Here is a 23474-nt window from a genome sequence, read left to right on the forward strand (position 1 = left end):
ATGAAGAAGTTTTTAAACCTTTTGATCATCGCATTTGTAGTAAACGCTTGTGGTAGTTCAAAAGACGGTATGATTAAAATTACCGGTACTATTGAAAACCCAATTCCTCAAGGTGAGGTGATTCTCGAGCGTTATGAGACTGGACAAATTACCCCGGTACTGACCGCTTATTCTGACCACAAAGGCAATTTCGAGATTGAAACAGAAATTGATGGGCCTGGTTTTTACCGAATCAATGTCTATGGGCAACAATTCGAGACGATCGTGTTGGACGGTGATGATTTAAAAGTAGAGGCCGAGGGGCAGGGCGGAAGCATGATTCGTGTTACAGGATCTGATGATGCAGAATACATCGAACAGTTGTACGACTATCTAGGTGAATATCGTGATGTGGTTACCGCTTTTAATCAAAAGTATATCAATGCTCGTGATTCAGGTAATGGAACGCTATTAGAAGAGTTGACAACAGAAGGTTTGGCTTTGGAAGCTGGTAAGATCGAAAAGCTAAAGCAAATGGCTTGGGATTTCGATGGATCGCTTGTTTCTCTATTGATCACGGACTATATCCCGAATAAGTCCGATGAGTTCAATTTTCTGGATTCATTGGCGACCAAACTTCAAAAGGAGATTCCCAACTCAAAGGACGTGGAGTATTTCACATCAAACCTTGAGTTTTTTAGACCTGCAGTAGCAATGGGAGAGATTGCCCCTAACATTACTTTGCCTACTCCAGGTGGAGAGACAGCAAGCCTTGAAGACTTAAGAGGTAAGTATGTCTTGCTCGATTTCTGGGCTGGATGGTGTAAGCCATGTAGGGCCGAAAACCCGAACGTGGTGAATATGTACAATAAGTACAATGACAAAGGATTTGAGGTATTCAGCGTAAGTTTAGACAGGACGAGAAACCAATGGCTAGATGCTATTGCCAAAGATGGTTTAGTGTGGTCTACACATGTCTCTGATCTGAAATACTTTCAGTCTGCAGCCGCGATGACTTATAAAGTGAATGCCATACCATTCGCCTTATTGTTAGACCCTGAAGGACGGGTAATTGGCAAAAACTTAAGAGGAAGAGCTCTACAGAATAAGTTGGCTAGTATTTTTGGAGAGACGGAATAAGCCTCTTTTTACAAAAACATTTCTTGAAGCGCTTTCCAAAGCGCTTTTTTCTTGTCTACATCAGAAGCAATTTCACTTAGAGGGTCTGCTTTGAGCATAGCAACGTACTTCGGTTTGTGAATTGCATAAGGTTGAATGCCGTTGAGTTCGGTTAATACATCGGTTCCGAATGCTAGCAGGTGCTTGTGGTTGTTATTAGCTAATAGTGCTTCGATTTGGTCCTTTCCAGCATCACGGCAGTTGGCGAGCAAGATGTCCTCTGGGTTTCTTTTAACTGCTCCAATGATCTTGTAGAGTAAGTCTTTGAGAGGTTCCTCGAGTAACTCCTCAGATGAGTCTACCAATACGATACAGTGCTTGAGGTTATTCCCTGCGGTCGGCAGTGGTTTGACATAGACAGGAGCTGCAGGTTCCTCAACCGTTGTTGGTGCATCGACTACGCCCACCTCAAGAGAAAGTGTAGCTTCTTGTGGTTTTGGTTCCTCTTTTTTCTCCATGGGTTCTGTTGTAGAGGTATCTGGAGTAGGGGTTGCGTCTTCCTTTATAACATAGAGAGGTTCTTCAATGAAATGCGCTAGGAAGTTCTGATCACTCATACGATCAAAGATAAATCGAAACAGCTGTTTACCCAGACTTGAAACGGAAAATGTTAATTATCCTGTCAGCCAAGCATTCGTAAGCATCTAGAAGCTATACCTCTGTCTCGAAAATACTCTTAAGCTCGGTAGCGTCCTCCGGCTTCATACGCTTGGCCAAAACAAGTCTTAGTTGCCTTCTGCGCAGTGCGCCATCGTAAAGTTCTTTCTCCTCAGAAGTCTCTGGCTTCAATTCAGGCACATCAATTGGGCGACCACCCTGATCTACCGCTACAAAGGTGAAGAAGGCGCTATGGCTCTTAAAACGTGTCCCAGAGGGGATGTTCTCAGCATATACCTCAACATAGACTTCCATAGAAGAGCTGAATGCTCGGGTTACCTTAGCTTCGAGTGTTACCACATCACCCAATTGTATCGGATTTCGAAATGAGATGTTATCGGCAGAAGCAGTCACTACGATGCGATTGGAGTGCTTTTGAGCAGCAATAGCTGAAACAACATCCATCCAGTGCATCAAACGTCCACCCATAAGATTGTTAAGCGTATTGGTGTCGTTAGGAAGTACCAACTCGGTCATGGTGACACATGAGTCCTTACAAGTTTTCTGCTTCTTTGCCATAGTAAATTCTGTCTGTTGCAAAATTAGCGATTGGAGCAATAAAATCTTCTATGTAGTGCGAGAATCTTAATGGAATATTATGTATTAATAAATTAACATATATAAATATTAAATTATGATAATTTATATATTTAAAAACACTAAAATACCACCGCGGAATACGCTTTACTCAATACGGATTACGTATTACGCGCTACGCACTACGATCACTTCCACCCATCGTCACCGAGTAGGGGCACAAACTTAAAGTCATTGAAGACTTCGCTCGTGATTTTACTTTCACCGGTCTTGGTAATGCGCATCATCTGCTGTGTTTTCTGATTACCGACAGGGATCACCAGACAACCACCAACTTTGAGTTGATCTATCAAGGCATTGGGGACGGTAGGCGCACCCGCAGTAACGATGATTTTATCATAGGGAGCAAATCGACTCAAACCTTGGGAACCATCACCATAGAAGAAGTGGGGCTTATAACCCATCTTGGGCAAGAAAGATTTAGTATGCTCATAAAGCGTCTTCTGATACTCTATAGTATAGACATCGGCACCCAATTCCAGAAGCACTATTGCTTGATAACCCGAACCAGTTCCGATCTCAAGGACTTTATCCCCAGGTTTGATTTGAAGCAGCTCACTTTGGAAGGCAACGGTATATGGTTGTGAGATAGTTTGGCCGGCACCAATAGGGAAGGCCTTGTCTTCGTAAGCATGTTCAACCAAGGCGTTTTCAAAAAAGAAATGACGTGGAATTTTACCGATTGCTGCGAGTACGCGTTCGTCTTTAATACCCTGCGCTTGTACAGTTTTTACCAACTGTCTGCGCATACCTTTGTGTCTGTAACTGTCTTCCATTTATGCTAAGGCGAAGATAGTTTAAGCCATGAGATTTGTGAGGCTTTTATTAAAAAAGAGCCAACAGATTTCATCCATTGGCTCTTTAATTCTAAATGATAACTTCTTCTATAAGCTCGCTAATGCAGCCTCGTAATTCGGCTCCTGACCAATCTCCGGCACTTGCTCCGTATAGACTACATTGCCTTCAGGGTTAATCACAACGATGCATCTTGAGTGTAAGCCGGCAAAGGCGCCATCCATAATCTCTAAGCCATAATCCTTACCGAATTGCCCGGTTTTAAAGTCTGATAGCATTTCTACATTTTCAATACCTTCTGCGCCACAGAATCTACCCTGAGCAAAAGGAAGGTCTCTTGAAATACAAAGCACGACAGTGTTGTCTAAATCAGCCGCTGTTTTGTTGAAGGTACGTATCGAAGTGGCACATACACCTGTGTCCACGCTAGGGAAAATATTGAGCACAATGCTCTTTCCGCTGTAGTCACTGAGCGTTTTCGTTGATAAATCTACAGCTGATAGTTCAAAGTTGTTTGCTGCGGTTCCCGTGTTAGGTAGTTCTCCGTTCGTGTGAGTAGGAGTACCTCCAAGTGTAATATTTGCCATCTGACGTTTTAGTTTTAATTGATTTCTATTGAATGACTAAGTAACTCAATTTCGGTCGCAGAAGTTTAGCTGTCACTTGATTCTTTTCAGTTGCAAGAGCCCATAGTAACCTAAGACAAGTTCGAGTATGAAGCCCGTCACGAAAGCTTGAGATGGAATGCCATCCATTAGCATACTCAATGCACGGCCCAAAGCCAATCCAAGCATAAAGACTACATGAAGTATGGTCGCTGTCTTCCATAAGTTCGGTTTAATAATGCCTAATATCCAGACAAATGAAATACCAAGGTATAAACCCATAATGGCTCGAAACACATTCTTGAGATCTGTGGTTTCTACATTAAAATCGAAATACTCAGGAAGGGTATCGGCTGGAGAGAGTCCGTAAATAAAGGCAAACGGAACTACAATGGTCAATGAGACCAGTAGATGTAGGTTTTTGAGAATGGAGAATTTGTTTTTGTTCACACTTTAGGATCAGTGCTTGAATTTAAACAATTGCCTTGATTATCTTTTCTTATAGCTAGAAGCTAGAAGCTAGAAGCTAGAAGCTAGAAGCTAGAAGCTAGAACCTTGTGGCTTGCAGCTTGCAATACAGTCCTTAATTTCTACATATCAACTCCCCACTTCTGAGTATATTCGCATTCAAAGATTCAAACATGTTCACAGGAATTATAGAGACGATAGGCGAGGTGGTCGCAATAGAGAAAGAGGGTACCAATTATCACTACGATATCAAGAGTGAAGTGAGTAAGGAGTTGAAGGTAGACCAGAGCATTGCGCATAATGGCACCTGTCTTACTGTTGTGAAGGTAATGGATAATGTGCACCGCGTGACTGCCATTGACGAAACGCTACAAAAGACCAATCTAGGAGATTGGGAAACGGGTTCAATTGTGAATTTAGAGCGTTGTATGGTCGCTAATGGTCGATTTGACGGGCATGTGGTTCAAGGGCATGTGGATCAAATTGGTACAGTCACCAATATTCAAGAACAGGATGGCAGCTGGCTTTTTGACTTTGAATATGATATTTCTCAGGGAAATGTAACGGTAGAGAAGGGATCGGTTTGTGTAAATGGAACAAGTTTAACCTGCTTTAATTCTGAGGAAGGTAAATTCAGAATTGCCATCATTCCTTACACCTATGAGTATACCAACTTCCATCAATTAAAGGTTGGAGACAAGGTTAACCTGGAGTTTGATATCATTGGTAAGTACGTTAAGAGACTGCTAGGACAATCATGAAAGTCCGCTTCGAGGTAATTCCTCATCTTTTAAAGTTTCGGTTCGAGGCCGGAACTTCCCGTGGTTCTTTTACTGAAAAGGAGACTTGGTTTATCAAGGCCTTCATAGTAGGAAATGATCAGGTTTTCGGCCTTGGAGAAGCCAGTCCATTGAAAGGGTTAAGTGAGGATTATAGTATTGATTATCAGGAATTTTTAATAAAAATCTTAAAGTCGATTGAGAAGGTTGAAATTCCTGAGACTACTGAAGATATTCAGGCGCTAGTTTCCCGAGAAATCCCTTCAAATTTACCCTCTATCCGTTTTGGTTTAGAAACCGCCTTAATCGATTTAGTAAATGGTGGAATCAGAAAACTATTTCATACCGACTTCTTTGAAGGTAAGTATCGCATGCCGATCAATGGCCTGATCTGGATGGGTGATGAGGCTTTTATGCATCAACAGATTGAAGAGAAGCTCAAGGCCGGATTCAATACCATCAAAATGAAAGTAGGGGCCATCAACTTTGAGCAGGAGATAGCATTGCTTGAGAACATTCGAGAGCGATATTCAGCCAGTGACATTACCCTACGTGTTGACGCGAATGGAGCGTTTACGGAAGAGGATGTTGAGGGCAAGCTTATGCAATTGGCAGCTCTCGATATCCATAGCATTGAACAACCGGTTAAGCGGGGTCAACATGGTTTAATGACGCGGCTTTGTGCTTCAGGGCTCTTACCGATCGCCTTGGATGAAGAGTTGATCGGAGTACACGACTATAAAACAAAAGAAGAACTCCTGAACACTATAAAACCACAGTACATCATACTCAAACCCTCATTGGTCGGTGGCATCCAATCCTGTCGAGAGTGGATCAAGATAGCTGAGGATAAGGGTATCGGCTGGTGGATGACCTCTATGCTGGAGTCTAATGTAGGCTTGAATGCCATTGCGCAGTTCGCTTCGCAATACAAACCAAACTTACCCCAAGGTTTGGGTACCGGGCAACTCTATCACAATAATATTGAATCTCCACTTGAGATTCGAAGGGGTGAGTTGTTGTATAACTCACCTAAGGCTTGGGATATTGTTGAGTAGCCTTCACTTTTATTCTAGTCTAATTCTTTCATCCCTGAGTTTACGAAGAGTCTTATGTATTGTGATAGTTCCTTCGCTGAGCTCAGGATACGAAGAGGGACGGGCTAGTTGTTTAGGGATTTGCATCGGTTAAGGGTAGAAACTGGTCTCGATTATTAGGAACACAGAGTGGCAGGAGGGTGAATCAAAACCTTCCCAGTTCTTTCTTTCCCTGAGTTTACGAAGGGCCTACCGTATGACGAAAGTTCCTTCGCCATGCTCAGGATAAAAAGAGATACTAATTACGACAACAGTTCCTCTTATTGACTCAAACTATAGCGAAGGGATCGATGACCTTTAGAGAAACCCACTTTCATGACCTCAGGCACTGCCTTATCGAAACCACATGGTAAAAGATGGCAAAAGGCAGCAATACACCAGGTAGGAGTATGAAGGGAACTTGAACTAGGGCAATCTCACCACCAACACCTATAAAGTCTGAGAAATAGAAGGAGGAAATAAAGGCATAACCTGTCAAGGATAGCACAACTAGCCCAAGGATGTTATATGCCAGAATGATTTGCCTTTTGATTAAACCTTTATAAATCAGAAACCCAACAGGAAGGGCCAAGATTCCCATTAAAATATCGTAGTTAAGCCCTTCGAACGTGACCCGCTGTGGGAAGAATCCCTCGACAAATGCACCATAAATCAGGGTTTCAACAATGATCCGGAAAGACTGAATCAAAACGGCCACATGCTTGGGTGTGTTATGTAGAACACTTCGGAAACCCTTTCTTGAGGTAGTAATGAAGACAATGATGAAGGCTGGGATGATGATGAATATGGGTGCTCTTGGAGGCATGGAGAGACTATCCAAAATTCCTGTAAAGCTCATAATCACTACATAGCTGACCCAGGTGATCAGAAGAATTACAGCATTTGTTCTAAGTTTTTGTGGGTTAGCCGCATACTTGAGCAAATAGAATACGAATGAGAGCATTGCAACCGTAAGTGCATAGAAACCGAATTGTACCATCTCTTTTTTTATTCAAATGTATGCGGTGGATAGGTTATAAATTTAACCCAAATTGCTAATTACTCAATCGAAAGGCTTTGGGAGATAGCCCCATTCGTTTTGTGAAAAAACGGGTGAATGCAGCGAGTTCGCTGAAGCCTAAAGAAGGCGCTATCTCACTTATGGGTTGATCGTTTTCTATAAGGAGTTGGCTAGCCTTTTTTAGCCTCAATTCCGCAATCATTTGCTGCGGTGTACACCTGTAGATGGATTTAAAGGTGCGGAGGTAATGATACTTAGACATGCAGGCGATGGCAGATAATTCATCAAGAGTGACCGTTTCCCTGAAATGAGCATGCATATAGTCAACTGACATTCCAACTCGGGTGGATAACTCCTGTTTGGTGGAGTTCTTTGTTGCGCCTAGGGCATCATCATAAGAATGCTCATATTCCTTGTCCCGAAGAACAGTCGAAAGCAAATCGGCCATTAGCTCATATTCTAAATCTTTTTCTCCATTGTGAACTTGATAGAATTGACTTAAGGCAAGCACTTTTTCATGAATTAGACCACTTTTCCAGGTAGAGTGAATTTTGGACGTACAATTCGCCTCACAAGACCTCATGGGGTCATCAAGGAGTTGATCAGTTGACCTGTTGGAATAGGAGAGTACTTCATTGAATAGTCGCTCACCAAAGTGAACATTGAAGGTATCCGTGCCAGATCCTTCGGGAATGATGAGATCGTAGAACTCTCCGCTATTCACCATGCATAGGTTGTCGTTGGTAAGTTCTACCGTTTTACCACCAACTTTTACCAAGCTTTTACCAGAGAGATTTAAGAAAATGCTAAAAGGTCCTTTGATGCCGTTTCGTTCGGCACCAAAAGAAGTAGTATTGAGCACTACACTTGGCCAACCTTGTTGAGTAATTGGCTGGTTATTGACATCCCTTCCGTTTTGGAAGTTGTTATTGGCCTGTTTTCGTAGCCATTGAATATCCGGAAACTCAGTTAATCGCATTCTTAGATATTAAGCTATTGACTAATCATACGAATACAAATGAATTTTGTCCTGATATATCTCTTAATTAATGTAATAACTGAGATTAATCGACTTGCTAAATCTTAGAAACGTATCTCATAATTGCCTAAATTAAGTAATTACATAGTAATGCTCATTTGTAAAATCAAACACAGACACATGAAAAGATCAATCATAGCTTTATTTCTAATAGTAGGTTTTTCTGTAGCCTTACAGGCCCAAGTATCTACTACGCTTGTAATGACAAACCCTGATGATTCCACTGAGACTCGAGAGTTTAGTATAGGTGATTATGTGGAGCTTCACTTTCTCAATAAGAAAGGGAAGCACGTAAAAAGCCTAGAGGTAAGAATTAAAGAGATAAAAGGCGACATCGTAAAAGTAACGGGAATTGAGAATACGCTTTCAGGTCACAAAATTCCGCTTCGAATGATCGTGGGTTTCCAGGAACTGGATCAGACTGAAGCTCAGAGACGAGAAGAGATTAAGAAAGCGGCTTCTACAGCAGCTATTGCCAGTGGTTTCTTTGCAAAAAACACAAAATCTGCTTTGAAATTAGGTGCAGGCATAGGTTTGGCTGAAGGTATTGCCAAAGCTGCTACCAAAGTAGAAAAAGGAGAAGAGCATTGGCACTGGTTAGTGAGTGTAAAATAGCTCAAACTCAGCCAAAAGAACCCTGAGGAAAGTTCTTCTCAGGGTTATAGCCTTCTATCAGATTCATTGATGGCTAAGTCGTTGATACTTGCGTATCGCTTGGCCATTAAACCATTCTCGTCAAACTCCCAGTTTTCATTACCATAGGCTCTGAACCATTGGCCCTCGGCATTGTGGTATTCATATTCGAAACGAACGGCTATTCGGTTATCCGTGTGCGCCCAATAAGACTTCTTTAGCTTGTAATCGAGTTCTTTGTTCCACTTGTCGGCAAGGAACTCTTGCACTTCTTTTCTACCGTTGACAAACTGATCTCTATTTCGCCATTCCGTGTCTTCGGTATAGGCCATTGATACTTTTATCGGGTCTTTCGAGTTCCAGCCATCTTCTGCAGCTTGAATTTTTTGTTTGGCAGTTTCTTGGGTGAAAGGAGGTAGAGGGAATTTCTGTTCCATTTTTCTATCGTTTGTAGTGCAACAGTTTGCGGCTTCAAATAATTCGTTAGGGCATAAAAAAAGGGTGCACCAGGCACCCTTCAATTGCGGTTAAGCAAATATTTATCTGTCAGACATGCTGACATAAGGTCTTTCGTTCGCACCAGTATAAACTTGTCTTGGGCGTCCGATAGGTTCCTTGTTTTCTCTCATTTCTTTCCACTGAGCGATCCACCCTGGAAGTCTACCCATGGCAAACATCACGGTGAACATATCAGTAGGAATTCCTAGTGCTCTATAAATGATTCCTGAATAGAAATCGACATTAGGATAAAGCTTTCTATCTACGAAGTACGGATCGTTCAATGCTTCTTCCTCCAAACCTTTCGCAATATCCAATACTGGATCTTTAACGCCTAGTTTAGACAATACATCGTCAGCAGCTTTCTTGATGATTTTCGCCCTAGGATCAAAGTTTTTATAAACCCTGTGTCCAAAGCCCATCAAACGGAAAGGATCATCCTTGTCTTTGGCCTTAGCCATCCACTTTTTAGTATCTCCACCGTCCTTCTTGATGTTTTCTAACATCTCAATCACAGCTTGGTTGGCTCCACCGTGAAGTGGCCCCCAAAGTGCGTTGATTCCAGCAGAAATAGAGGCGTACATACTTGCATGAGATGAGCCTACAACTCTTACTGTTGCTGTAGAGCAGTTTTGCTCATGATCAGCATGCAAAATTAACAACTTGTCAAGCGCATTAGCCACTACTGGGTCAACCTCGTACTGCTCTGCGGGGTTAGCAAACATCATCTTCAAGAAGTTTGAAGCATAGTTTTGCTTGTTGTCAGGGTAGTTAACAGGCTGTCCAATTTGGTTTTTGTAAGACCAAGCTGCAAAAGTTGGCATTTTAGCGATCAAGCGAATGATACTCATGTCAACCTCGTCTGCTGATCTATTGGGATCAAGTGACTCAGGATAGAATGCTGTCTGCGCACAAACCAAAGAAGAAAGCACGCCCATTGGATGGGCAGTAGAAGGGAAGCCTTCTAATATCTTCTTGATATCTTCATGTACCAAAGTATGCTTGGTAATACTTTCCACAAAATCATTGTACTCTTCATTCGAAGGCAAATGACCGTAGATCAATAAATAAGAGACTTCAAGGAAGTTTGACTTCTCAGCCAGGTCTTCAATCGAATAGCCTCTATACCTCAATATACCTTTTTCACCGTCTAGGAAGGTGATAGCACTTGTAGTTGAACCGGTATTTTTAAAACCCGGATCGATGGTGATGATACCGCTTTGGCCTCTTAGCTTAGAAATATCAATTGCCTGCTCTTGTTCTGAGCCTGTGACAACTGGAAGTTCGTATGCCTGTCCGCCAACTTTGATTTCTGCAGTGTTCGACATTATCTAAATAGTGTTTACGTAATTGTGCTCCTTTTCAGCGAGCGAATTTATACTATTAAACACGGAAATAAAACACTTGTTCCCGATGTGTCAATTCTTTTTAATTATTGCCCAAAATTAGAGGCAATCCGTCTTTACCCTGACCGATCACTACGACCTTTGAATTTGTGGATTCCGCCAGTTTCAAAGTAGCCTCAATACCTCTCATTTTAAGTAGTGCAGGAGTTAAACTGTTGTTAATGATTTTGTTGGCATTAGACTCTCCTTCTGCGGCAATACGCTTTCTTTCCGCCTCACTCTTTTCTCTATCTAAGCGAAATCTATAAGCTAGCGCTTCTTGCTCTTGTTGAAGCTTGTTCTCAATAGCCGTCTTGATTTTCTCAGGTAAGTTGATTGACCTGATTAAAAGTGCCTTCATCTGGATGTTGTTGTTTTCGTTACCTAGTACTTCTCCTGTCTCGGAGATGATGGCTTGTTCTACTTCAGAGCGTTTTGTGGAATAGATTTCCTCAGCGGTAAATCGTCCCATTACCTGTCTCACTGTAGATCTTACTTCGGGGATGACTAATCTGTTTACATAATCTCTCGTAAATGTTTCGTGAATTTCACCGATCTTGTCATACATAGGGTGGAAACGAACTGAAATATCAACTTGGATCGAAAGACCGTTTTTCTCTAGCACGTCCATTGTTTCTTCAGCTTGATTTTCTGATACATCATAGACATAAAGATCATTCCAAGGTGCTTTCAAGTGGAAACCAGGTTGCTTGATGTCCTCTTTGTCTAGTCCACCGGAAAACTTCTTAAAGATTACTGCACGTTCGTTAGATTGAATCGTATAAAAGATACTCGATGACAAGCCGATCACAACGATCAGCGCAATTACCGTAATCACTACGATGGGTAATAATTTTCTATTGTCCATATTAATAGGGTTTTAGTTTCAAATTTGACTCCTAAAAGGAGTGGGGTTAATGAGGGTATAAATAGTTAGCCTAAAAGGGCCCCCTCCGTCTTTTAGACACCTCCCCAAGGGGAGGACATTAACCGATTTTCATCAGTTTTTTTTGAATTTCGTCTAGTATCTCGTGCGCTACTTTCAATGCTTTATAGCCATCTTCAATGGTAACAATTGGTTCAGTGTCTTTGACAATTGCTTCATGGAAGGTGAAAAGTTCTTCGCGGATGGCATTGGTTGGATGCACCTTCGGGTTTTCGAAAATGATCTCTTTTTTGCCCTTTCCTTCTCCCAAATCCAATACCATTGAGAATGGTCCTTCATCACCTGTGGCTTCCTGCATGCGCACGATTTCAGATTTCTTTTCCAGGAAGTCTACGGCTACGTAAGCATCCTTTTGGAAGAAACGTGATTTGCGCATGTTTTTCACTGCTATACGGCTTGTGGTCAGGTTGGCAACACAGCCATTGGCAAACTCGAGTCTGGCATTAGCTATGTCTGGCGTATCAGCAACCACGTTAACCCCACTCGCAGAAATCTTTTCGACTTCAGAACCAACAGCCTTGAGAATCACATCGATATCGTGAATCATTAAGTCTAGTACCACGGGTACATCTAAGCCGCGAGGGTTGAATTGTGCAAGTCGATGTGTTTCAATAAACATCGGCTGCTTGAGGTAATCTTGAGCAGCTACAAAGGCAGGGTTGAACCTTTCGACATGACCTACCTGCATCTTTAAACCTTGCTCCGTAGATAAACGAATTAATTCTTCGGCTTCCTCAATCGTATTGGTGACAGGTTTCTCAACAAAAACATGCTTACCAGCTTTTAAGGCCTGACTGGCACAATCAAAGTGGGATAGTGTCGGGGTAACAATATCCACTAAATCGACCACCTCTAATAGCGCGTCAATAGTGTCGAAACTCTTGATGCCAAACTCTTCAGAAACAGCACTGGCATTTTCAGCAATCGGATCGTAAAACCCAACCAGTTCATATTCTGGAATATCTTTGATGCACTTGATATGAATTTTGCCAAGATGGCCTGCTCCGAGAACGCCTATTTTAAGCATAAATGATGAGGTTTTGCTGAGGGCAAAAGTAACGATTAATCGTTCTATGTTCTAAGTTTGAACCTTCAAGTTTGATTATTAACGAGGAACTAAGAACTTCGAATCAGAAACCGATAAATGAAGTATTATATCATAGCAGGTGAGGCCTCTGGCGATATGCATGCCGCCAACATGATGAAGCAGTTAAAACTGCGAGATTCTGAAGCCTATTTTAGGGTTTGGGGTGGTGATAGAATGGCGGAGGAGGCACAGGAACTTGCAAAACACATTCGTGAGACTTCATTTATGGGAGTGTTTGCCGTTGTCAGGCATTTGAAGACCATCAAGCAAAACTTCAGGTTCTGTGAAGAGGATATTATGGCTTTTCAGCCTGATGTGCTCATTTTGATAGACAATTCAGGTTTCAACTTGCGGATCGCCAAGTTTGTCAAGAATTCGAAACTGTCGACTCGCATCTTCTATTATATACTTCCTCAGGCTTGGGCCTGGAAAAGGAAAAGGGTTCATACCATTCAGGGATGGACCGATAGACGCTTTGCCATACTTCCTTTTGAACCGGATTTTTATGAATCCTACGGATACAAAGTGGATTATGTAGGGCACCCGATTCTCGATTCCATGGAGAAGCGAAAGCCCGAGCTAGTCGAACGGGATCAGTTTCTATTAGACAATGGTCTAGATGATAAGCCGATCATTGCGCTACTTCCTGGAAGCAGAAAGCGGGAGATCAAAACCAAGCTGCCTAAGATGCTCAAGGTGGTCAAAAACTTTCCTGACTACCAGTTTGTGATTGCGGGTTCTGAAACCATTGATACATCCCTATATGATCAGTATACCAAAAGTAGCGTCAAGGTACTTTTCGGAAAGACTTATGATATTCTAAATAATTCTGAGGCTGCATTGGTTACTTCGGGCACCGCGACTTTGGAAACTGCTTTATTCAAAGTACCGCAGGTGGTTTGTTATAAACCTGGCTTTGTGACCTATTATTTGCTCAAAGGGATCATCAGTATCAATCATATCTGCATGGTCAATCTGATACTGGATAGAAGAGCAGTTCCCGAATTGATTGAGGCAGACCTGAATGAGAAGCGAATGACGAAGACTCTTCAAGAGATACTCAAGCCAGAGACCAGAGAAAGAATTCTTGCTGACTACGCTGAATTAGAAACAAAACTAGGAGGTACAGGTGCTTCCGAACGAGTGGCTCAAATGATGATCGATGATTTGAAGAAGAATAATTAATCATAATGCCAGGTACCTTCTCACAAATTTATATTCAAGTTGTATTTGCAGTCAAGGGTAGGAGAAGATTGATTTCTCCTGAATGGGAAAGTGAATTGTTTAAATACATCACCGGCATAGTGACAAATAAGGGGCATAAGCTTTTAGCCATTAATGGTGTCGAAGATCATGTCCATATGCTAGTAGGTTTGTCTCCGTCCTGTCGCTTGTCTGATTTGGTAAGAGAAATTAAAAAGTCTTCCAATGCCTTTATCAATGAGAATCGACTCTCTAAGATGAAATTCGAGTGGCAAGAGGGTTATGGTGCTTTTTCATATAGCCAATCGGCCATCTCAAATGTGATAGCCTACATACAGAACCAGAAAGAACATCATGCGAAACTTTCCTTTAAAGAAGAGTACAAAAACTTCATGACCAAATTTGAAATCGATCATGAGGACAAGTACTTATTCGATTGACGAGTTGTAGAAGCTTGTTACCCAGAAGGGGTACAATGTTTATAATATCTTCGGTAAGAAGGTACGACCCCTTAGGGGGCGAATAAAATATAGATTTACCAATTATCGATATCTAATCCCTTCGGGATTTAAAAAAACTTTGGCAAGAAAGTAGGAGCCCTTCGGAGCTTTCGGAAATTAATATGTTCTCGAAGTACCCTGAAGGGGTGCGATATATATAATCCCTGCTGATATTAGCATTACGACCCCATCAGGGTCGAACTTTATCGGTCGTCCCTGATTATCAATGTGTAATCCCTTCGGGATTTCTGACCATGCTCATTTAAAAGCACTTCTTGAACCCATCTATTTCTAGCATTGATAAGAAGATCGTGGATCTGGTCATTTATTATTACAGAATCTGCTCTCTATTGCCATCGTTTTTGTAGGTTAGATTAAGACACCAAAGACAAAGGAAACTAATCTGGAAAATTGATAGTTTCACAATCATGGATAAGCAAACCATAGTCGATAAGATTTCCCAATTCCCATCTTTGACAGAAGTACCACGTACCGAAATCGAGTGGGTGGTTGAAAGAGGGGAGTTACAAGAATTTAAAACAGGCGAGACCTTCTTCAATCGAGGCGACAGCATTGATCGATTGTTTATCATGCTGGAAGGTGCCACCAACTTCATGATGGAGCGTAACGGCCAGTATATGGAAGTGGGTCGCATTAATGCTGGCGACATCTCAGGGGCATTGCCCTATAGCAGAGCACAGTCCTCTTCGGCCAACGGAGCTGCAGTCTTGGATTCCAAGGTATTTACCTTAAACAAGTCTTACTTCCACGATATGATTTGTGAGTGCCAAAGCTTCACGGAGGTTTTGGTACACATGATGACGGACAGAGTGAGGAGCAGTACCAAATCTCAACAACAAAGCGAAAAATTGATGGCCCTTGGTAAGCTTTCCGCAGGCCTGGCCCATGAGTTGAATAACCCAGCGGCAGCCATCGTCAGAAGTTCCGAATCACTGCAAGAGCATTTGCAGCATGTTCCCGATAAGTTCAAAAAGGTGATCTCTATGAAGGTGACCAACGAACAGGTGGATCAGGTGAATGAATTACTCTTTGGAAAAATAAAGGGTGGTATCAACAAAGATGAATCGCTGATGGAGCGCACCAATCGAGAAGATGAACTCACCGATTGGCTAGATGATAATGGCTTTGGCGATTGCTATATGCTAAGCGAGACTTTGGCCGAATATGGTTTTTGTGATACCGAACTTGATACTATGATGGATATGCTGGGTGCGGAAACCTTTCCTTCTGTACTCACGTGGGTCGAAAATGTCCTGACTACCGAAAAGATGGTTGGAGAGATCAAAGAAGCTTCAAACCGAATTTCTAAGCTGGTCAACTCAGTAAAGAGCTATTCTCATATGGATCGTTCCACGGAATTTGAACCGACCAATGTACACGAAGGCCTTCACAGCACGATAACAATCCTCAACCATAAGTTGAAAAAGAGTAAGGTCAACCTAGTAGAGAACCTAGATCCCGATTTACCGAAGATTAAGGCGGTCTCGGGAGAGCTTAATCAGGTTTGGACCAATGTCATTGACAATGCACTGGATGCTATGGAAGAGGGTGGTACACTCGAATTATCGACTACAAAAAATGCCGTTAACGTGATGGTTCATATTACCGATTCGGGCCCCGGGATTCCAGAAGATATTCAAAGTCGAATATTCGAACCCTTTTTTACCACCAAGGACGTTGGTAAAGGAACAGGTTTGGGCCTCGAGGTGGTTAAAAACATTGTTGACAGGCATCACGGCCATATAAAACTCGATTCCAAACCAGGAAAAACTACTTTTGAATTTTGTTTCCCCATTAATGCGCAATAATACACATGGCTAAATTACCAATCATATTTACTGTTGACGATGACGAACAAGTACTCGCTGCCATTAGAAGGGACGTCAGAAAAGAGTATAGGCAAGACTATCGTATTATGAGCACTACCTCCGCTCAGGAGGCACTGGAAGCACTGAAGGAATTGAAACAAAAAGGGGAAGACGTGGCTTTATTCCTTTCAGATCAGCGCATGCCAGAGATGACGGGTGTTGAGTTTCTTGAAAAGGCCAAAGAGCTTTATCCTACAGCCAAAAGAGTTCTTTTGACCGCTTACTCAGATATTGAGGCAGCCGTTAAAGCGATCAATGATGTGCAGCTTGATTACTATTTGAACAAACCCTGGGATCCGCCTGAAGAGAAACTTTATCCAACATTAAATGATCTGCTTGATGAGTGGCAAATCAATCACATTCCCGTTTTCAGAGGAATTAGATTAGTGGGTTATCAGTATTCACCAAAGTCGCATGATATCAAGGATTTCCTTTCCAGAAACCTAATGCCTTATCAGTGGCTCGATGTCGAGACAGAAGAGGCAGGTCAGGAATTATTGAAGTTGGCCGAAATTGAGTATTCAGAACTCCCAGCTGTCTTTTTTGAGGATGGTAGCCATTTGAAAAATCCGTCTATGACGGCATTGGGAGACAAAATTGGTCTTCAAACCAAGGCTACGGAGGAAATGTACGATGTCGTGATTATTGGAGCTGGTCCTGCGGGAATGGCTGCTGCGGTATATGGTGGCTCAGAGGGGCTCAAGACATTATTGATCGAGAAGCATGCGCCAGGTGGACAGGCAGGAACAAGTTCTCGAATAGAGAATTACTTAGGATTCCCGAAAGGGCTTTCCGGTGCCGATCTTACCCATAGGGCCATCACACAGGCCAAACGATTTGGTATAGAGTTTCTCTCACCACAATCTGTGACAGGCATTGAGACTAAGGATAATTACAAGATTGTTCAATTGGAGAGTGGTGAGAAGATCAACGCCAAAGCAGTGATTATCACAACAGGCGTGCAATACAGACACTTAGAATCTCGCGGAATCGATGACTTTACCGGAAAGGGTATCTATTATGGTGCGGCTACCACTGAAGCCAATGCCTGTAGAGGAAAGAATGTGTATATCGTAGGTGGAGGCAACTCCGCAGGGCAAGCTGCCATGTATATGGCGAAATTTGCTTGTGATGTCCATATTGTGATCCGTAAGCCAGATTTATCGTCTAGTATGAGTCAGTATTTGATCGATCAGATTGATGGTACTGATAATATCCAATTGGTGCCAAAAACCGTGATCGATGGTGCGGTAGGCGATGGTAACCTGGAATGTGTTGAATTGAGAAATCTAGATACTAATGAAGTAGTCAAGAAACCTGCTGGGGCTTTACTCATCTTTATTGGCGCTAAGCCTTATACCGATTGGACGGGAGATGATGTAATCAAGAATGATAGAGGCTTTGTGATCACAGGGCGTGACTTGCTCAAAGAAGCTGACCATAAGAAAATTTGGAAAAAGGAGCGAGAGCCTTATTTATTAGAAACTAGTACCCCAGGCATACTTGCCGCTGGAGATGTAAGAGCAGGAGCAATGAACCGTGTAGCTTCAGCCGTAGGTGAAGGCGCTATGGCCATTAAGTTTGTACATGAGTATTTAGCGGAGATGTGATTTCGAGTTGGTAAGCCAACTATATGTCACCGTGCGCAACCCTTTTTCTCCCGAGTTTAACCGAGGGAACTTGATTCCCTTAATGATCAGATCCCTCTTCGAGAGACACTGATAGGGAGGAGTAGTTTAAGTTCTTTGAGGCAATCCATTTCTTTTCCAGAGTAGCCAGATACTTAGCGAAAGTTCTGCAATAAGCATAAGAAGCATAATGGCAAGGGAAAGGATTTCAGTTAGACCGCTGCTATCTATAAAGAAAACGATATAGGTGAATGATGTGAACATCAATAATATGCCCAGGCTTTTTGGTATATAACCTGATTTGAAGACTGAATAACCCAATACAAGGAGGTGCAAGGCGAAAAATATATACCCAAATAGTTTTAATGAGGCATAGTCAGGAACATCAATAATTTGAAATACCAAGGCAAACAATCCGAACATTAAAGTGAATGCATAGAGCAACCTAAGTTCTGCGGTATACCAGGCAAGCTTCCGGCTGGCCGGTTTGAGGACTATGTAAAGCGCAAGTCCAATAACCGAATCAAGTATGAGCACAAAGAAATACCCAATAACAGCCAAAATGAATGACTGTCTATCAGCCTCAATATCTTTTTCTAAAGTTGATGTGTCACCGGGAATAACAAAATTGGCTAGCAGGAAATCATCAATTATCGTTACCAGAACTACTGAGGTGATAAATGCAACTCCCACGGTAATCGCGGCCTTTCTTGGTGATGTATTGGAAATGTAATGCTTCATATGAATTCCGTTGACTACTGTTAAACATAATCTAAGCTTAGGACTACTTGAAACAATTTATCTTCTCGATTTTGCCAATACAATGAGGAAAGTCATCTACGTTTAGAAGAATCCTTTTTATCCCGAGTTTACCGAGGGAACTTGATGTGCTCAATGATCAGAGTCCTCTTCGAGAGATACTGATCGAGTGAGGAAAGTGTTGGTGCTTATCCATCAGACCGCTCGAAGCGGTCAGATGGGTTGAAAATTTTGGAGGTTATAGAGGTTTGGGTGTACTTAACCAGAAAGAACCAACTATGCATCTCGGGATGAATTAAGGATATCATAGCCAAGAGTATCGAATAATTCGATTCGATATTTTATCATTCGAATAATCAACTCTTTGGGCAGTGGTTTATCCAATGGAAACTGAACTGAACCCTTCGACCTTTTAAATTCACTCAATTCAGTGTCGAATTTTTCCATGGTCGTTGGGTGTGGATAAAGTCCAACGTGTTTTTTATATCCTGCAATCATAATCTGCTGTTCTCTTTTTCCATTTTCCACTAAAGCATAAGCAGGAATGTTATAGTTCAGTAATTCAGTTGCATTCGGTTTTGCTTTAAGAATGCAATCCTTCAATTCCAAAAGTACCTCTTTCGTGTTTTCGGGTAGCGAGTCAAAGTATTCGTTCACACTTTTAAATTCCATGTTCCTCTCATTTTTATTTCAATTTAGCTTCTAGTTCCGGTTTTCTAACATTGTATAAAATCATCTGTGCTTGAGAGGAATCCTTTTCACCCGAATTTACCGAGGGAACTTCATGTGCTTAATGATCAGAGTCCTCTTCGAGAGACACTGATCGAGTGAGGAGACATGCTGATGGGGAGTAGGTTCAAGGCTTTCTGTTTTTTGGCTGAATTCATATTTTTTTAGGATTCTGGTGATAATGCAATTTCGTTACATTAAATTGATAGGTGACAAAAACACCACTAGCCGCAAAATCAATCTAAGCATTACCACCACATGAATATCCGTAGAAACTTACCCCTATTTTTTACTCTTATTATATCGGGTCTTTTACTTTCCAGTTGTCAATCTGAAGCGCCTCAAAAGGCTTTTTTGCTAGGGCAGGGAACTGGCATTAACAATGCGACTTTAATGGTCAAGGACTTAGAAACCGCCATGAGTTACTACCGCGATACCCTAGGCTTCAATGTACGAGGTGCCCAAGCAGGTGCTTTTGATGGATCTTTGACAGCTTCCATTTCCATTGCGGATATGAGTTCTTTTAACTTACTCGGGATCAGTGATTCGGCCGAAGAAAATACCGTCCCCGAATTTATACAGACCTTTTTGTCAAGTGATGAAGGCGTAAGGTTGTATTCCCTGTCAAGTTCCTCGGCCGATTCTACCTTTAGCGCATTAACCACGAATGGCTATGCTATGGATTCTGTTGAGGCCTTTAGAAATACCGCCCGAAAGCCTGAAGGCTGGTCTTGGGATGATGGCGAGCCCACAGCCAAAAGCCTGGATTTTGATGTGTCAAATCCACCTGCTCATCTTCCCAGGTTTATTGAGAGTGTAGGTTATGATTATGCAGGTACAGATAGCGACTGGAGAACCTACTACGTCTATGGTAGAATGTTTAACGGGCATGCAAATGGTGTGATTGGGATGTCTGCCATCCGTGTTGCGGTAGAAGACCTCGATGCTTCGCATGATGAGTTTGAAAAGATGGGCTTCGAACTGATCGATAAAACGGAAACCACAGCCAGGTATGAACTTTATCGAAATCATGAACTTCATTTAGTTTCCGCCAAGACGGATCAATCGCTCCAGGACTTTGTGGCAAAAAGAGGAGAGGGTGTTTTTGCACTCAGGTTCGAGGTAGAGCAGCTGGATTCTACTTATCAGTACTTTGAAAATGAACTTCCGGAAGAGGCATTTTCGAAGTCAGCTGATCTAATCACAATACTACCAGAACATGCCTTTGGTGTTCAATTAGAGTTTGAGCAGGAGTCAGATGAGCAAGGTCTGATGGCTAGAAAACTCATGCCTAAGCCAGACCTTGATAGTGTCGCTATTGTACACGCTCAGGAATTGTATACCAAATATTGCACCTTATGTCATGGGGATAACCGCGAAGGTTATGCTGCCGATAATGCGCCTTCACTGCGCTCAAAATCCCTGCTTGCGACAAGCAAGAATAATAACTTCATGAGGTATACGATTCAATTTGGCCGTGGAAATAGTGCGATGGCGGGTTACTTGAAGAATCAGGGTGGCCCGATGGAATATATTGAGATCGAGTTACTGCTGGAGTGGCTATACCAAATGGCCGAAGTAGAAGAACCGATAGATCTTTCCAGAGAACCTGTTTTGGGAGATATTGACCTTGGTGCGCGTGTTTACAAAGAAAATTGTGCCGTTTGTCACGGTGAAAATGGTGAGGGAATCTCAGCTCCGGCCTTAGCAAATCCGATGTTGCTGGCTACGGCTACCGATCACTTTTTGAGGTATGCAATTGCCGAAGGGCGAGATGGTACACCAATGATCGCCTTTAAAGACAGCTTGAGTGACGAAAAGATTGATGGGTTGACCGCTTTCTTAAGAAGCCGAGCATCTGGCTGGGATATTCCTAAGTTAGATAGTGTTGTCGTTCCTAAACCAGAGGAGTATGTATTGAATGAAGATAATGAAGCACCTGTTTTCGAATTGAAAGATGGCAAATTCGTTTCTGCAGAACAGGTAAATCAGGCGATCAAGGATAACAAGCGAATGGTTATCCTCGATGCACGATCCGAAGTAGCTTGGCGACAAATGCATATTCCTGGAGCGATACCAGTTCCCTACTACCAAGAACCCGAAGAGTTTATCAATGATATCCCTAATGATGGCACGCAAATCGTGATTTACTGTGCATGTCCACATGCGGCATCAGAACGGGTACTAAGTACTTTGAAACGTAATGGGTTTAAGAATGCAGCGATCATTGATGAGGGTATCTTAGTTTGGGCGCAAATGGGATTTCCGGTTCGGAATGGGAGTTAGTTTATTTTAGGAGTTAGTTTATTTTAGGAGTTAGGAGTTAGGAGTTAGGAGTTAGGAGTTAGGAGTAAGAAGTTAGGAGTAAGAATCTAGGCGATCAACAGGCTCGAAAAGACCTAATGGAAGCCTTGATATGGATTGGCTTGGAGAGTGGGGCTTGAGGCCTTATAAGGTCGAAATCACAACTTTCATCTTCGAAGTCTTTGGTTTTGACAAGACGTTGATCATATACTTGGCAACGTTTAATCGACTAATAAGCAGTTTAGGTTTGGGCTGATTATTTTGACTTTCGATGACTTCCTTGGCCTTTTTGGAATTGATGAGCCCCACGGGTCTTACGATGGTCCAATCGAGGTCTGATGCCTCCAGAAGTGCTTCCTGTCTTTCATGGTCTCTGTAAGCAACGCCAATATTGCTGTTGTCTATGAACCACCGAAACCAGCCAGGGAGGTCGGCCTTGGTTTCTGCCACGCCCCAGGCACTGCAAACCACTATCCGGTTTACACCTTGCTCGTAGGCGACAGTGCTCAGCTGGCTCATTGTCTGAGATAGAAAGTCCTTCGGTGTTCGCAAGGGTGCCCAGGGGAAGTCTGACGCTCTTGAGATATTCAATATGCTAATAACGGCTTCACAGGCTTCGATGGCTTTTGATAAATCATCTCTGTTTTGCGTATCACCTTGAAAAATGTCTAGTGAATCGCTCTTGATTTTTATCTTTTCAGGACTCCTGACCAGACAATTTACTTGATATCCTTCAGCCAGGGCCTGCTCCAAAACAAGTCTTCCTGTTCTTCCGGTAGCCCCAAGTAGTAAGATCCTTTTATTAACCATTTATTCGGTTTTATGAACATTCAAGGTATATAGTGATTCGAAAAGCATCAAGAGCTAATCTAATTCAGAAAACCTCTTCTGATACCTACAAAGACTAAGATCATAAAAGAGTATCCAATAAAAAACGGAATGATGAAATCAATCCAGCCTGAGACTAACATCACACTGATGATTAATAGCTGAAAACCAAGACCGAAAGTTGAAAGAGCAGTCATGAACCACTTTGGCAGTGGTTTATTGTCAAGTGCTTTCTTATCAAGCCAATAAATGGTTTTATCGAATACGATGTAAAGCGTGTTGTAGATCCGATAAAGGAGGTCTACATGTTTTTGTTTTTCACCTGGAAGTGCTGTCGGTGCATGGTCTTCCATTACTCGACTCGTCTTATCTCCATTTTGTTGATTTCTCAGAATCACATAATAATAATTGTACATGGTACCTTGCAATTGGATCAACATAAAGGCCAGTAGAGCAAAACCAATGTGCTCTTCCGTAATGTACCATATGGCAGTAAGGAATAGGAAATTCAAAATGATATCGGCTATCGAATCAAAGTATCGTCCCGTGTACGAAGGAGTCTTCTTTATTCTGGCCAATTCGCCATCGGCAGCATCTAATATGGATTTGAAGATGAGGAAGAAAGCAGCGGCCCAATAGTTACCATTGAACATACAAAAAATGGCCAAAATACCCGAAATGATAAATCCAATGGTAACATGAATGGGGGTAAAACGTGTGTTCTTCAGTCCATTGGCAATAAGCCGAGCAATTGATCTTCCATAGTCTGAAAGGTCTAAGAATTGAAACGATTGGGGTAGTTTGGACAAGTTTGCTTAAAGTTGTTGATGATCCTGATTCTTGAATTATTAGCATTTGGCCAATCCAAATGGTCAGGAATCATCTACTAA

The 23474-nt window shown here is 42.2% G+C and carries 24 protein-coding genes; 9 read left to right on the plus strand and 15 right to left on the minus strand.

Annotation, left to right across the window (positions count from 1 at the left end):
* Positions 1-1119 carry a TlpA family protein disulfide reductase gene (locus BFP97_RS03970; RefSeq protein WP_069841169.1) on the plus strand — a complete coding sequence of 373 codons (1119 nt, stop codon included), beginning with the start codon at positions 1-3 and terminating at the stop codon, positions 1117-1119.
* An 8-nt stretch (positions 1120-1127) separates the two neighbouring features.
* Here BFP97_RS03970 and BFP97_RS03975 read toward each other — a convergent pair whose 3' ends face one another.
* The 5 genes from BFP97_RS03975 to BFP97_RS03995 all read right to left on the minus strand — a co-directional run bounded on the left by BFP97_RS03975 (position 1128) and on the right by BFP97_RS03995 (position 4262).
* On the minus strand, positions 1128-1715 hold the full coding sequence (locus BFP97_RS03975; protein WP_069841170.1) for a hypothetical protein: 588 nt from the start codon (positions 1713-1715) through the stop codon (positions 1128-1130).
* A gap of 94 nt (positions 1716-1809) precedes the next feature.
* Positions 1810-2334, minus strand: a complete 525-nt coding sequence (locus BFP97_RS03980; protein WP_069841171.1) for an acyl-CoA thioesterase — start codon at positions 2332-2334, stop codon at positions 1810-1812.
* A 206-nt stretch (positions 2335-2540) separates the two neighbouring features.
* On the minus strand, positions 2541-3188 hold the full coding sequence (locus BFP97_RS03985; protein WP_069841172.1) for a protein-L-isoaspartate(D-aspartate) O-methyltransferase: 648 nt from the start codon (positions 3186-3188) through the stop codon (positions 2541-2543).
* Positions 3189-3296: 108 nt separating this feature from the next.
* The gene (gene tpx / locus BFP97_RS03990) at positions 3297-3794 is read right to left on the minus strand and encodes a thiol peroxidase (RefSeq protein WP_069841173.1); all 498 of its coding nucleotides are present in this window, start codon (positions 3792-3794) and stop codon (positions 3297-3299) included.
* A 72-nt stretch (positions 3795-3866) separates the two neighbouring features.
* Positions 3867-4262, minus strand: a complete 396-nt coding sequence (locus BFP97_RS03995; RefSeq protein WP_069841174.1) for a DUF4345 domain-containing protein — start codon at positions 4260-4262, stop codon at positions 3867-3869.
* 191 nt (positions 4263-4453) lie between these two features.
* Here BFP97_RS03995 and BFP97_RS04000 point away from each other — a divergent pair, with 191 nt between their 5' ends.
* Both BFP97_RS04000 and BFP97_RS04005 read left to right on the plus strand, forming a co-directional pair.
* Positions 4454-5041 carry a riboflavin synthase gene (locus BFP97_RS04000; protein WP_069841175.1) on the plus strand — a complete coding sequence of 196 codons (588 nt, stop codon included), beginning with the start codon at positions 4454-4456 and terminating at the stop codon, positions 5039-5041.
* The gene (locus tag BFP97_RS04005; protein WP_069841176.1) at positions 5038-6117 is read left to right on the plus strand and encodes an o-succinylbenzoate synthase; all 1080 of its coding nucleotides are present in this window, start codon (positions 5038-5040) and stop codon (positions 6115-6117) included. Before BFP97_RS04000 ends, BFP97_RS04005 begins: the two co-directional genes overlap by 4 nt.
* 352 nt (positions 6118-6469) lie before the next feature.
* On the opposite strand, the gene BFP97_RS04010 is transcribed toward BFP97_RS04005, so the two are convergent.
* Together BFP97_RS04010 and BFP97_RS04015 are read right to left on the minus strand one after the other, a co-directional pair.
* A complete protein-coding gene (locus tag BFP97_RS04010; RefSeq protein WP_069841177.1) occupies positions 6470-7135 on the minus strand; it encodes a hypothetical protein in 666 nt (221 codons plus the stop codon).
* Positions 7136-7190: 55 nt separating this feature from the next.
* Complete coding sequence (locus BFP97_RS04015) at positions 7191-8135, minus strand: AraC family transcriptional regulator (protein ID WP_069841178.1); 945 nt, start codon at positions 8133-8135, stop codon at positions 7191-7193.
* A 180-nt stretch (positions 8136-8315) separates the two neighbouring features.
* Here BFP97_RS04015 and BFP97_RS04020 point away from each other — a divergent pair, with 180 nt between their 5' ends.
* Complete coding sequence (locus BFP97_RS04020) at positions 8316-8810, plus strand: hypothetical protein (RefSeq protein WP_069841179.1); 495 nt, start codon at positions 8316-8318, stop codon at positions 8808-8810.
* A gap of 44 nt (positions 8811-8854) precedes the next feature.
* On the opposite strand, the gene BFP97_RS04025 is transcribed toward BFP97_RS04020, so the two are convergent.
* The 4 genes from BFP97_RS04025 to BFP97_RS04040 all read right to left on the minus strand — a co-directional run bounded on the left by BFP97_RS04025 (position 8855) and on the right by BFP97_RS04040 (position 12684).
* The gene (locus BFP97_RS04025; RefSeq protein ID WP_069841180.1) at positions 8855-9265 is read right to left on the minus strand and encodes a nuclear transport factor 2 family protein; all 411 of its coding nucleotides are present in this window, start codon (positions 9263-9265) and stop codon (positions 8855-8857) included.
* Positions 9266-9367: 102 nt separating this feature from the next.
* Positions 9368-10654 (minus strand): citrate synthase, encoded by a 1287-nt coding sequence (locus BFP97_RS04030; RefSeq protein ID WP_069841181.1) that lies wholly within the window; start codon positions 10652-10654, stop codon positions 9368-9370.
* Between the two features lie 100 nt (positions 10655-10754).
* On the minus strand, positions 10755-11579 hold the full coding sequence (locus tag BFP97_RS04035) for a prohibitin family protein (RefSeq protein WP_069841182.1): 825 nt from the start codon (positions 11577-11579) through the stop codon (positions 10755-10757).
* Positions 11580-11697: 118 nt separating this feature from the next.
* Entirely contained in the window at positions 11698-12684 is a 987-nt protein-coding gene (locus tag BFP97_RS04040; protein WP_069841183.1) for a Gfo/Idh/MocA family protein, read from the minus strand.
* 117 nt (positions 12685-12801) lie between these two features.
* Between BFP97_RS04040 and lpxB the strand changes: the two genes are divergently transcribed.
* From lpxB to BFP97_RS04060, 4 genes are all read left to right on the plus strand, one after another.
* Entirely contained in the window at positions 12802-13929 is a 1128-nt protein-coding gene (lpxB, locus tag BFP97_RS04045) for a lipid-A-disaccharide synthase (RefSeq protein WP_069841184.1), read from the plus strand.
* Between the two features lie 5 nt (positions 13930-13934).
* Positions 13935-14387: an IS200/IS605 family transposase gene (gene tnpA / locus BFP97_RS04050; protein ID WP_069841185.1), complete on the plus strand. Its 453-nt coding sequence runs from the start codon at positions 13935-13937 to the stop codon at positions 14385-14387.
* Positions 14388-14875: 488 nt separating this feature from the next.
* Positions 14876-16276, plus strand: a complete 1401-nt coding sequence (locus tag BFP97_RS04055) for an ATP-binding protein (RefSeq protein ID WP_069841186.1) — start codon at positions 14876-14878, stop codon at positions 16274-16276.
* Positions 16277-16281: 5 nt separating this feature from the next.
* Entirely contained in the window at positions 16282-17946 is a 1665-nt protein-coding gene (locus BFP97_RS04060) for an FAD-dependent oxidoreductase (protein ID WP_069841187.1), read from the plus strand.
* A 126-nt stretch (positions 17947-18072) separates the two neighbouring features.
* Here the strand turns inward: BFP97_RS04060 and BFP97_RS04065 are convergent, their stop codons facing one another.
* Entirely contained in the window at positions 18073-18705 is a 633-nt protein-coding gene (locus BFP97_RS04065; RefSeq protein WP_069841188.1) for a DUF4386 domain-containing protein, read from the minus strand.
* 294 nt (positions 18706-18999) lie between these two features.
* Positions 19000-19395 (minus strand): iron chaperone, encoded by a 396-nt coding sequence (locus tag BFP97_RS04070; protein WP_069841189.1) that lies wholly within the window; start codon positions 19393-19395, stop codon positions 19000-19002.
* Between the two features lie 411 nt (positions 19396-19806).
* Here BFP97_RS04070 and BFP97_RS04075 point away from each other — a divergent pair, with 411 nt between their 5' ends.
* Positions 19807-21738 (plus strand): c-type cytochrome, encoded by a 1932-nt coding sequence (locus tag BFP97_RS04075; protein ID WP_170827398.1) that lies wholly within the window; start codon positions 19807-19809, stop codon positions 21736-21738.
* Positions 21739-21900: 162 nt separating this feature from the next.
* On the opposite strand, the gene BFP97_RS04080 is transcribed toward BFP97_RS04075, so the two are convergent.
* A complete protein-coding gene (locus BFP97_RS04080; RefSeq protein WP_069841191.1) occupies positions 21901-22566 on the minus strand; it encodes an NAD(P)-dependent oxidoreductase in 666 nt (221 codons plus the stop codon).
* Positions 22567-22625: 59 nt separating this feature from the next.
* Entirely contained in the window at positions 22626-23393 is a 768-nt protein-coding gene (locus BFP97_RS04085) for a CDP-alcohol phosphatidyltransferase family protein (protein WP_069841192.1), read from the minus strand.
* Positions 23394-23474: the final 81 nt, after the last annotated feature.

It is taken from the genome of Roseivirga sp. 4D4 (assembly GCF_001747095.1).
In the GTDB taxonomy this organism is placed as follows: Bacteria; Bacteroidota; Bacteroidia; order Cytophagales; family Cyclobacteriaceae; genus Roseivirga.

Coding starts and splice junctions, on each gene's coding strand:
- BFP97_RS03975 (WP_069841170.1), bottom strand. CDS start 1,715: ATGAGTGATCAGAACTTCCTAGCGCATTTCATTGAAGAACCTCTCTAT.
- BFP97_RS03980 (WP_069841171.1), bottom strand. CDS start 2,334: ATGGCAAAGAAGCAGAAAACTTGTAAGGACTCATGTGTCACCATGACC.
- BFP97_RS04040 (WP_069841183.1), bottom strand. CDS start 12,684: ATGCTTAAAATAGGCGTTCTCGGAGCAGGCCATCTTGGCAAAATTCAT.
- BFP97_RS04000 (WP_069841175.1), top strand. CDS start 4,454: ATGTTCACAGGAATTATAGAGACGATAGGCGAGGTGGTCGCAATAGAG.
- BFP97_RS04015 (WP_069841178.1), bottom strand. CDS start 8,135: ATGCGATTAACTGAGTTTCCGGATATTCAATGGCTACGAAAACAGGCC.
- BFP97_RS04010 (WP_069841177.1), bottom strand. CDS start 7,135: ATGGTACAATTCGGTTTCTATGCACTTACGGTTGCAATGCTCTCATTC.
- BFP97_RS04035 (WP_069841182.1), bottom strand. CDS start 11,579: ATGGACAATAGAAAATTATTACCCATCGTAGTGATTACGGTAATTGCG.
- BFP97_RS04005 (WP_069841176.1), top strand. CDS start 5,038: ATGAAAGTCCGCTTCGAGGTAATTCCTCATCTTTTAAAGTTTCGGTTC.
- BFP97_RS04025 (WP_069841180.1), bottom strand. CDS start 9,265: ATGGAACAGAAATTCCCTCTACCTCCTTTCACCCAAGAAACTGCCAAA.
- BFP97_RS04070 (WP_069841189.1), bottom strand. CDS start 19,395: ATGGAATTTAAAAGTGTGAACGAATACTTTGACTCGCTACCCGAAAAC.
- BFP97_RS04080 (WP_069841191.1), bottom strand. CDS start 22,566: ATGGTTAATAAAAGGATCTTACTACTTGGGGCTACCGGAAGAACAGGA.
- BFP97_RS04020 (WP_069841179.1), top strand. CDS start 8,316: ATGAAAAGATCAATCATAGCTTTATTTCTAATAGTAGGTTTTTCTGTA.
- tpx (WP_069841173.1), bottom strand. CDS start 3,794: ATGGCAAATATTACACTTGGAGGTACTCCTACTCACACGAACGGAGAA.
- lpxB (WP_069841184.1), top strand. CDS start 12,802: ATGAAGTATTATATCATAGCAGGTGAGGCCTCTGGCGATATGCATGCC.
- BFP97_RS04060 (WP_069841187.1), top strand. CDS start 16,282: ATGGCTAAATTACCAATCATATTTACTGTTGACGATGACGAACAAGTA.
- tnpA (WP_069841185.1), top strand. CDS start 13,935: ATGCCAGGTACCTTCTCACAAATTTATATTCAAGTTGTATTTGCAGTC.
- BFP97_RS04030 (WP_069841181.1), bottom strand. CDS start 10,654: ATGTCGAACACTGCAGAAATCAAAGTTGGCGGACAGGCATACGAACTT.
- BFP97_RS03985 (WP_069841172.1), bottom strand. CDS start 3,188: ATGGAAGACAGTTACAGACACAAAGGTATGCGCAGACAGTTGGTAAAA.
- BFP97_RS03970 (WP_069841169.1), top strand. CDS start 1: ATGAAGAAGTTTTTAAACCTTTTGATCATCGCATTTGTAGTAAACGCT.
- BFP97_RS04055 (WP_069841186.1), top strand. CDS start 14,876: ATGGATAAGCAAACCATAGTCGATAAGATTTCCCAATTCCCATCTTTG.
- BFP97_RS04065 (WP_069841188.1), bottom strand. CDS start 18,705: ATGAAGCATTACATTTCCAATACATCACCAAGAAAGGCCGCGATTACC.